Source organism: Bradyrhizobium sp. (assembly GCF_035273305.1).
Taxonomy (GTDB): domain Bacteria; phylum Pseudomonadota; class Alphaproteobacteria; order Rhizobiales; family Xanthobacteraceae; genus Bradyrhizobium.
On sequence record NZ_DATEPI010000056.1, the window covers coordinates 1 to 7,509 of the forward strand.

General features: G+C 58.9%; 8 protein-coding genes. 3 read left to right on the forward strand and 5 right to left on the reverse strand.

Annotated elements, in window-relative coordinates; genetic code table 11:
- A partial coding sequence (locus VJV58_RS03880) for a DUF2336 domain-containing protein (RefSeq protein ID WP_324136027.1) occupies nt 1-608 on the forward strand: 608 nt, incomplete at its 5' end.
- Between the two features lie 78 nt (nt 609-686).
- On the opposite strand, the gene VJV58_RS03885 is transcribed toward VJV58_RS03880, so the two are convergent.
- The 3 genes from VJV58_RS03885 to VJV58_RS03895 form a co-directional block, all read right to left on the reverse strand.
- Nucleotides 687-938, reverse strand: a complete 252-nt coding sequence (locus VJV58_RS03885) for a hypothetical protein (protein ID WP_324136028.1) — start codon at nt 936-938, stop codon at nt 687-689.
- Nucleotides 939-1,107: 169 nt separating this feature from the next.
- Nucleotides 1,108-2,196 (reverse strand): alpha/beta hydrolase, encoded by a 1,089-nt coding sequence (locus VJV58_RS03890; RefSeq protein WP_324136029.1) that lies wholly within the window; start codon nt 2,194-2,196, stop codon nt 1,108-1,110.
- 184 nt (nt 2,197-2,380) lie between these two features.
- On the reverse strand, nt 2,381-2,884 hold the full coding sequence (locus VJV58_RS03895; protein ID WP_324136030.1) for a MarR family winged helix-turn-helix transcriptional regulator: 504 nt from the start codon (nt 2,882-2,884) through the stop codon (nt 2,381-2,383).
- Between the two features lie 394 nt (nt 2,885-3,278).
- Between VJV58_RS03895 and VJV58_RS03900 the strand changes: the two genes are divergently transcribed.
- Nucleotides 3,279-4,814, forward strand: coding sequence for a porin (locus tag VJV58_RS03900; RefSeq protein ID WP_324136031.1), 1,536 nt, complete (start codon nt 3,279-3,281; stop codon nt 4,812-4,814).
- 442 nt (nt 4,815-5,256) lie between these two features.
- Here VJV58_RS03900 and VJV58_RS03905 read toward each other — a convergent pair whose 3' ends face one another.
- Nucleotides 5,257-5,721, reverse strand: a complete 465-nt coding sequence (locus tag VJV58_RS03905) for a PaaI family thioesterase (protein ID WP_324136032.1) — start codon at nt 5,719-5,721, stop codon at nt 5,257-5,259.
- A gap of 148 nt (nt 5,722-5,869) precedes the next feature.
- Here VJV58_RS03905 and VJV58_RS03910 point away from each other — a divergent pair, with 148 nt between their 5' ends.
- On the forward strand, nt 5,870-6,166 hold the full coding sequence (locus VJV58_RS03910) for a hypothetical protein (RefSeq protein WP_324136033.1): 297 nt from the start codon (nt 5,870-5,872) through the stop codon (nt 6,164-6,166).
- Between the two features lie 159 nt (nt 6,167-6,325).
- Here VJV58_RS03910 and VJV58_RS03915 read toward each other — a convergent pair whose 3' ends face one another.
- Nucleotides 6,326-7,033, reverse strand: coding sequence for a Crp/Fnr family transcriptional regulator (locus VJV58_RS03915; protein WP_324136034.1), 708 nt, complete (start codon nt 7,031-7,033; stop codon nt 6,326-6,328).
- Nucleotides 7,034-7,509: the final 476 nt, after the last annotated feature.

The following is a 7,509-nucleotide window of genomic DNA, read 5'->3' on the forward strand; positions in this document are numbered from 1 at the left end:
TTTCGGCCGCGGGATTTGCTATCATTATAGCGCAAGCCGAGTCCGATCCCGAGCTAGCGATCGAGACCGGAATTCGAGTTGATCTCCCGAAGGACATGCGTGATCGACTGCTGAGCCAGGCCGCGGAAGCGGTTCGCTCGCGGCTACTGGCGCGAGCGCCACCCCACCTTTTTGAGGAAATCCGAACTGCGATCTCGGCCGCTTCGGCCGGAGCAGATCGCGAAATGTCGAAGGTTCGTGACTTCGCCACTGCCGAACGGGTGGTCGCCCAGGTCAGGGAAGAGGGCAAGCTCAACGAGGAGGCCTTGCGGGCGTTCGCAAAGGCGCGAAAGTACGAAGAGACGGTGGTTGCCCTTGCCGAGCTGTCGCAATCGACGATCGAGGTGGTTCGTCCCTTGATGCAAAGCCTTCGTGATGATGGCGTCTTGATCCCCTGCAAGGCGGCAGAGCTTGGCTGGGAGACTGTCCACGCGGTCCTCGAGAGCCGGTTTGCGACCGGCTCAATGGGGCCACGCGAGATCGCCAGGGCAAAAGGACAATACGCGGCGCTGACCATTGAGAATGCGCGTCGCTTGCTCCGGTTTTGGCAGGTTCGATCGCTGTCCTAGCTGATCTCTATTCGGTGCACCGGTCTATTCGGTGCACCGGGACGCACTGAGCCGAGCAGGGTTCGTAGGTGATCGAAATCACTTTTCGGGCTCAGTCAGAAGACATTGATTGATATGCGTGGTGCGATCCCTCGGGAGTACTTTTGCTTCCTCCGCCTTGCGCTGGCACCGTATCATCTTGACCTGTTCTGCGCGCCGCTTTTCCGCCGCTTCGCGAAATTCGGGAGCGACGACATTCGGATCGACCAGCTTTTGCGCGAGGGCCGGCCTCGCTGGGACGAACGCGGTCATGAGCATTGAAAACACAAGGAGGTGCAAAAGGGATCGCATCGCAAATTCCCCCAAAAAATCGCTGCTGACGTTGCGCCCCTAACATGAGGGCCAGCAGCTTCGTAGCTATGTCGGCTGCCGCTGTATGTTAACGAGATCACATTGAGACGCAAATTGTCCTAGGGCGAGGTGTTCCTGGTTGCGTGGTCGGCGCCGGAAGCAATGCTTCTCAACAATCGGCCAGCACGGCTTCCCACCGCCTCAGGAGCGATGTTCGCGGAGCGTCATCGATACGCAACCGGTCGGCGATCCAGTCAAAGATGAACTCATTCGCAAGCGTCGGATTGTCGATGTGATCTTGCGAAGCTGCCGTATCGGGGCCGCGGAATATTTTCAGCGTAGCGTCGCGCTGATCCGACTTGATCTGGCCAAACAGGCCGCTGACGTGGTCTGCCTCAAGCCAGCCATGCTCGCCGATGGTGATCAAGACCGGACACTTTATCCTGCGGCTGACTCGGCCAACTTCGAGCCCGGTGGAGAGGAGATTGGCTTCAGCCGTCTTGCCGCGCATTGCAAAGAACTCTCGCTCGTGCAAATCCCAGATGCCTCCATCGCAAACCGCGGCCGCGAAGCGATCATCGAGGGCAATTCCCCGTGCGACGAACGAGCCCGAACTGTTTCCAAGAATCGCTATTCGGGTTCTATCGACATCGTTCCTGGCCACGAGGTAATCCATGACATGGCCAATCGCGGTCTCCAGATCCGGGCGGCCGGCCAGCTGCGCGAATTGCGCGCCGCTGCCTGATCCGAGTAGATCCACCGCGAGCAGCGCTAAGCCGCGATCGGCCGCGTACCGCGCAACTTTGTAGAGATACTCTTCCTTGCGATGGCCTGGTTCACCGATGCAAATGACAACCGGCGATGGGGATGACGCCTTCGGAGCCGGCAGGAAATAGCCTTGCAACGGGTAGCCATCAAGCCAGGGAATCTCAATGGCCGCGCCGGCGGGCTTGCGATCTTTAAGGTAGCTTCGCGCGCATGCCCGCATTCTGGCGAGAACGGTCTGTCGTCTCTTGTCTGCGCAATCGAAAGGGAACATGGCCGCGTTGTAGTAGTTCGTCGCACGCAGCCAGTTGCTTTGGGCCGTCAGCAAATTGCCGCGCGCAATGGCCCTGTCGGCGCGTTCGGCGCTTACATCGGCGGTTTTCTTCCATTCCTCAAACCAGGACTGCTCGTCCTTTGGATCGATCCGGTTCGCGGTGAGGAAGCATTCAGAAACAGTCGAGCCACCTTCTTGAGCTGCTCCCAGGAGCCTCATCAGTTCGGTCGAAAGGTCTTGATTGTCGGGCCAATGGGTCCACCCCCTGGGATCGAACTGAGGTCGCAAGCAGAGTGGCCCTTCGCAGCTAGACTTGGTTTATTGAGGCACGCGAGATGGGCTCCATCGATGGAGCCTTTATTTTTGACCACCCGATCCGGTTGCGTTCAATCGGGCGAGGGGCTCAGAGATCGATCGCGACTTTCAAGCAGGCTTTCTCAAGTCGATTTTTCAGGGAGGTTAGTTTGGCTGTGAAGGCTGCGAGTTCTCGATCCTTGAATTCCGCAAAGATGAACTCGCTCAGGGTTTCCTGCTGGGAGGCCAAATTCGCCATCTGCTTGTATGCCTTGTCCGTCAAGGACATCTGCACGATTCTGGCGTCATCCACAGAGGTCTTCCGGCGCATGAACCCCTTCTTCTCCAGCAGCTTCGATTGCGTTGTGACGAAGGATGGATCCACGTGAAGCATCTTTGATACGACCTTCACCGGAACGCCTTCGCCCTGATCGAGATCCGCCAAGGCCAGCAGGATCATCCACTGCGGACCGCTGATTCCCAGAGCCTTCGCCCAGAAATAGCGGAGCTCCTGCAGGTAGACGTTGATCGAAGCGACTTCCCACGTGAAGCGCTTGATGACGTCCTGATTCTTTGCGGCATCGCCCCGATCAGCCCGTTTCGCCAAGTCCACTGAACTCGCTCCCTTATTGAGGCCAGCTCCCGCGGCTCAATATCGATCCGTTCGAGGTAGGGCGCAATTGAAAAAATCAGGTAACAAGATCAAGCATCTGATGAGCTTTTGGACCCATGAACAGGCCGAAACAAGGTGTTGCGCGGCGGACACACCGCACCTGCAAACAAATAGCTTACTCAATAAACTATTTTGATTACGTAATTTCAGCATGCATAGTTCGTGAGGCGACTGGGGGCCAGATCGTCCCGTTACGTGGTTCGCTTTTGTCCCTCGCGTCACGCGGGTGTGTCCGAAGACGCGAATGACAGAGCGGTTTTCAAGGGATCAGGGGACCAACCCTCGGGTGTTCGCACCCGGCGGAGCCGGAACCTTCCCACAACTGGAGGTTAACATGAAGATTGTTAAGAGCCTTATGCTCGGCTCAGCGGCGGGTCTGATCGCCGTGGGTGGGGCACAGGCAGCTGATCTTCCGCTCAAGGCCAAGGCCGTCGAGTACGTGAAGGTCTGCTCTCTGTATGGTGCCGGTTTCTACTACATCCCGGGCACCGACACCTGCATCAAGCTGGGTGGCTATTTGCGTGCTGACGTGGTGGTCAACACCAACACCGACAGCACGGGCAATACATCGGGCGCCGGTGGTGCGATGAACCGGTTCACGAACGGTTACACTTGGCGTTCGCGTGAAGACCTCAACATCGATACCCGCACCGCGACCGAATATGGCGTGGTCCGCACTTTCTTCGACGCGACGTTTACCTGGACGACAGACAGCTTCGCCGGACAAGGCAACGGATCGACTGTTTACTCGCCGATCGGCACGGTTTCCGCGCCGAACAACGCAAACGCGGGCGCGGTGGCCGGTGGTACAGTTGGCGTCTACTATGCGTTTATCCAGTTCGCTGGCTTCACGATGGGTAAGGCCATCTCGCAATTCAGCGCTCCCTGGACGGCCTATCCCGGCAACATCTATGACGGTCTCGTCGGCGGTGGCGGCACGGTCACCGGCGTCAATCAGTTCACCTACACTGCTGACTTTGGCAACGGCGTCAGCGGCACGCTGTCGGCCCAGGACTCGGTCGCCTACTATCAGGCGGGCGTGAACAACATCAGCGCTGGTGGCGCCTTTGGTACCGGTGACTACGCTGGAACGATTTCTCCTGACTTCGTCGGCGTGCTCAAAGTTGACCAGGCTTGGGGTCTCGCCCAGCTATCGGTCGCCGCCCATGACAACCATGCCGCCTACTACGGCGCCACGGAACTTACTAGCCATCCGGACGACCGATGGGGCTTTGCGGTGCAGGGCGCCCTATCGATCAAGAACATCCCGACCGGAGTTGGTGACGTGATCAACATCCAGGGCGTGTATACGGATGGTGCAACCCGTTACAACATCCAGGACTTGGCGGCCTCGGCGGGTGCGAACACCGTTTATGGTGGAACGAACCTGGCAGGAGCCTACCAGAGCGTTGGATTTGGCATTGCGCCTGACAGTGTGTTCGCGGCGGGAGGTCAGCAACAGCTGGTTCAGACCTGGGGCATGCGCGGTGGCTATACCCACAATTGGAATCCCTTCTGGAACACCAGCCTCTACGGTGCTTTCGCTGCGATCCATTATAATGACGAGGCTAAGAACCTGATCTGCGGTTCTGGCGGTGCGGGTGGTTCGTTCCAAAGGACCTTCGGCACGGGCGTAACCTCTTGCAACCCCGACTACAACATCGGGCAGCTTGGTCTGATCACGCGATGGACGCCGGTCACTAACCTGACCTTCGCGGCTGATCTAACGTACACCCATCTGGATCAGAAAATGGAAGGCACGGCCGTTGCCGGCAGCAACACTATTGGTAAACCGGGAGCCCCAGCCGTGTACGAGCTCAAGGATCAGAACACTGTGCTCCTGCTCCTCCGCGCTCAGCGCAACTGGTAATCCGGTTCGTCTGACTACGATCTGACAAAACCCCCGGCGGGGCAACTGCCGGGGGTTTTGCATTGCGGACTACCGGTCAAAAGCCTCATCGGCGAACGACTAACCTGCTCTGGATACCCGAATTCTCCTTTGATGAACGAGGCGAAGCGGAAACGCAAAAACATGATTTACTCATATAATAAATTCATCTATGTTCCATTTAGGTAGTCGGCCAAATCGTTTGGCGGCCTCTTAGTCTCAAGCAGACGCAAACCTACTTTATGAAAACCTCCGAAAACCTTCGGCAATGCCCTGCCGAAGGTTTTTTCGTTTTGGGAGATTTCAGTAGGCAGCTCCGCCGCGCGATAGTCGGCTCGACTCGCTGCTAAGCGATCCACGTTGCCGCGGCGACCTCGGCAAGAGCCTTACGCCCGCTACATCCTGATGTGCCTGCAACGCGATCTCAAAGCATCGCAAACGCGCTTGAGACCATCGCCACCGGTTTGTTGTCCGCGGCGCTCGACAACGTGACGCGGCCGAAGCTCATGGAGCGCCCGAGCCGGACCACCCGCGCATCCGCCAGCACATCGGCCGACGCCACGGCGCGCATGAAATGCGTGGTTTGGTCCACCGTCGTCATCGGCCGGTACCCGCGATTGGCCGCGAGTATCGCGATCACCATCGCGGTGTCGGCGAGCGCCATCAGTGCCTGACCGCATACAATGCCGCCGTGCCGGCACAAGCGTTCGGAAAAGCCCATGCGCAAAATCGCACCTGGCTGCCAGTCCGCGGCGGCTTCAGCCGGCCGGGCGTAATCCAGTACGCTGATCGACAGCCCGAGATCCTGTACCCATGGGGCGAACACGTCGGCAAGGACGCGACGGGCTTCATCGATGTCGAACTCAGTCTCTTGCTGGCCGCTTTGCATGAGTCTTCATTCCCCCAGGCACCTGGCACGCATTCTAGAGGGCATTTTGCAGAAGGGAACACTGCCCGCGCGTTCCGAGCCGCCCAGTGGCGGCCTTGGCCTTGCGCTCGCCGCGATGGTATAGGTGAGCAAAACGGGGGAATTTTCGATGAGAGTTTTCCGCTTGACGCTTGTGGTCGCGCTGCTGGCAGGGCCGGGTTACGCGGTGGCACAGACACCCAATATCAATTTGATTCCGGAGCTCCAATCCAAGACGCCGGAGGAAAAGGAAGCCGAGGCCGAGAGGGACAAGGCCTATAAGGAATCGCTGAGGAAAATCCCGGACGCGAAGACCTCTGCCGATCCCTGGGGTTCGGTGCGCGGGGGCGAAACCGCCAAAGCTGCAACACCTGCCAAGCCGCGGGCTAAAACCGGCAGCACGCAAACCAGGACGGAAGCGCGTTAGAGCGCTTTCAAGCGAATTGCACGTCGGCGGGCGTGAAGAAAACCCGAAGAAGAAGCTGAGGCCCGATTCTGATTCAACCAGAACCGATCAGGCTATAGGACAGTCGGAAAGCAACCGCGACCGGTTCGCTGATTGATCGCTTTTTTAGCTTAGCGTTGTCTAGCTTAACGTGGCGGATTGCTCCACCAGCGTCTCGTAGCACTCGCAAGACATTCGCGTCAGCGCGGCGCGGTCGATGATCCTGATCACGCCTCGGGAGTAGGTGATGGCGCCGGCGTTCTGCACCTTGCTCGCCACCTCGGTCACGGAGGTGCGCCTCACCCCCAGCATCTCAGCGAGAAATTCCTGAGTCAGAGGTACGGTCGTGCTCGCCGCGCGATCGGCGCACTGCAGCAGCCAGCGGCAAAATCGGGCCTCGATGGAGTGCAGCGCGTTGCACGCGGCGGTGATCCGGGCTTGCGAGAGCAGCACTTCGTTGTAACGGATCGCGAGATTGCGTACGGGATCGCTGCTTGCGGCGACAGTACGGAAGTGGGTCGCCGCGATCTTGCTCGCCGCCATCGGCATCTGCACCACAACCCGGACCAGTGATTTGTACAGGCCAAGCCCGGCCATGGCGCCGACGACGCCTTCGCGGCCGACCGTGGCTGTCTCGATAGCCTTTCCGTCGCGCAGCACGGCGAGCAGGGACAGCATGCCATAATGCGGGAAATAGACGTGATCGACCTCGTCCCCGGCCTCGATCAGCACCGCGCCCTGCTGCAGGGCGATGGTCGAAATGTGCGGAAGCAGACGAGCGAAATCGCCTCGGGGAAGGGACGCCAGAAGCTTATTGTCCAAGGGGAGACCGACTTTTGAAACCTGCATTGACACTGCGATATCCCGCCCGGTCGGTCGGGCCGATGTACCGCAGGCATCTGCAAGGGCGCTCCGAGAGGCGTCCTGCGGAAAGGTTTTATAGGGATCGGCGCGGTCATTGTCGGTCCGGTAACCGTCATAAGCTCTTTTGCAAATCATTGAGATACCGCGCAATTTAGGCGGACCACGCTCTTCGGCTTCGCAATCCGGTGTACGAAATCGGACACAAGGCCGTTCACGCGTTTCTACTGACCGGCAATGAAGCAATCCGTCCCGGGCCTCCCACGCGCCGGCGCCGGCAAGCCTCCGCGGCAATCAGCCATCGTATGAAGCTTGTGTTGCTCAGATGATTGCATTGCTCCGGTGGGGCAGGCTCAAGGTGGGACTCGGTTTGCCTCGATTGAGCCATATATTGGTTGGGGACGTTATTTGTGGAGTTGCGATATGGCCTTTCGCCCCCGCGAATTGGCAGATCGGATGGCCGC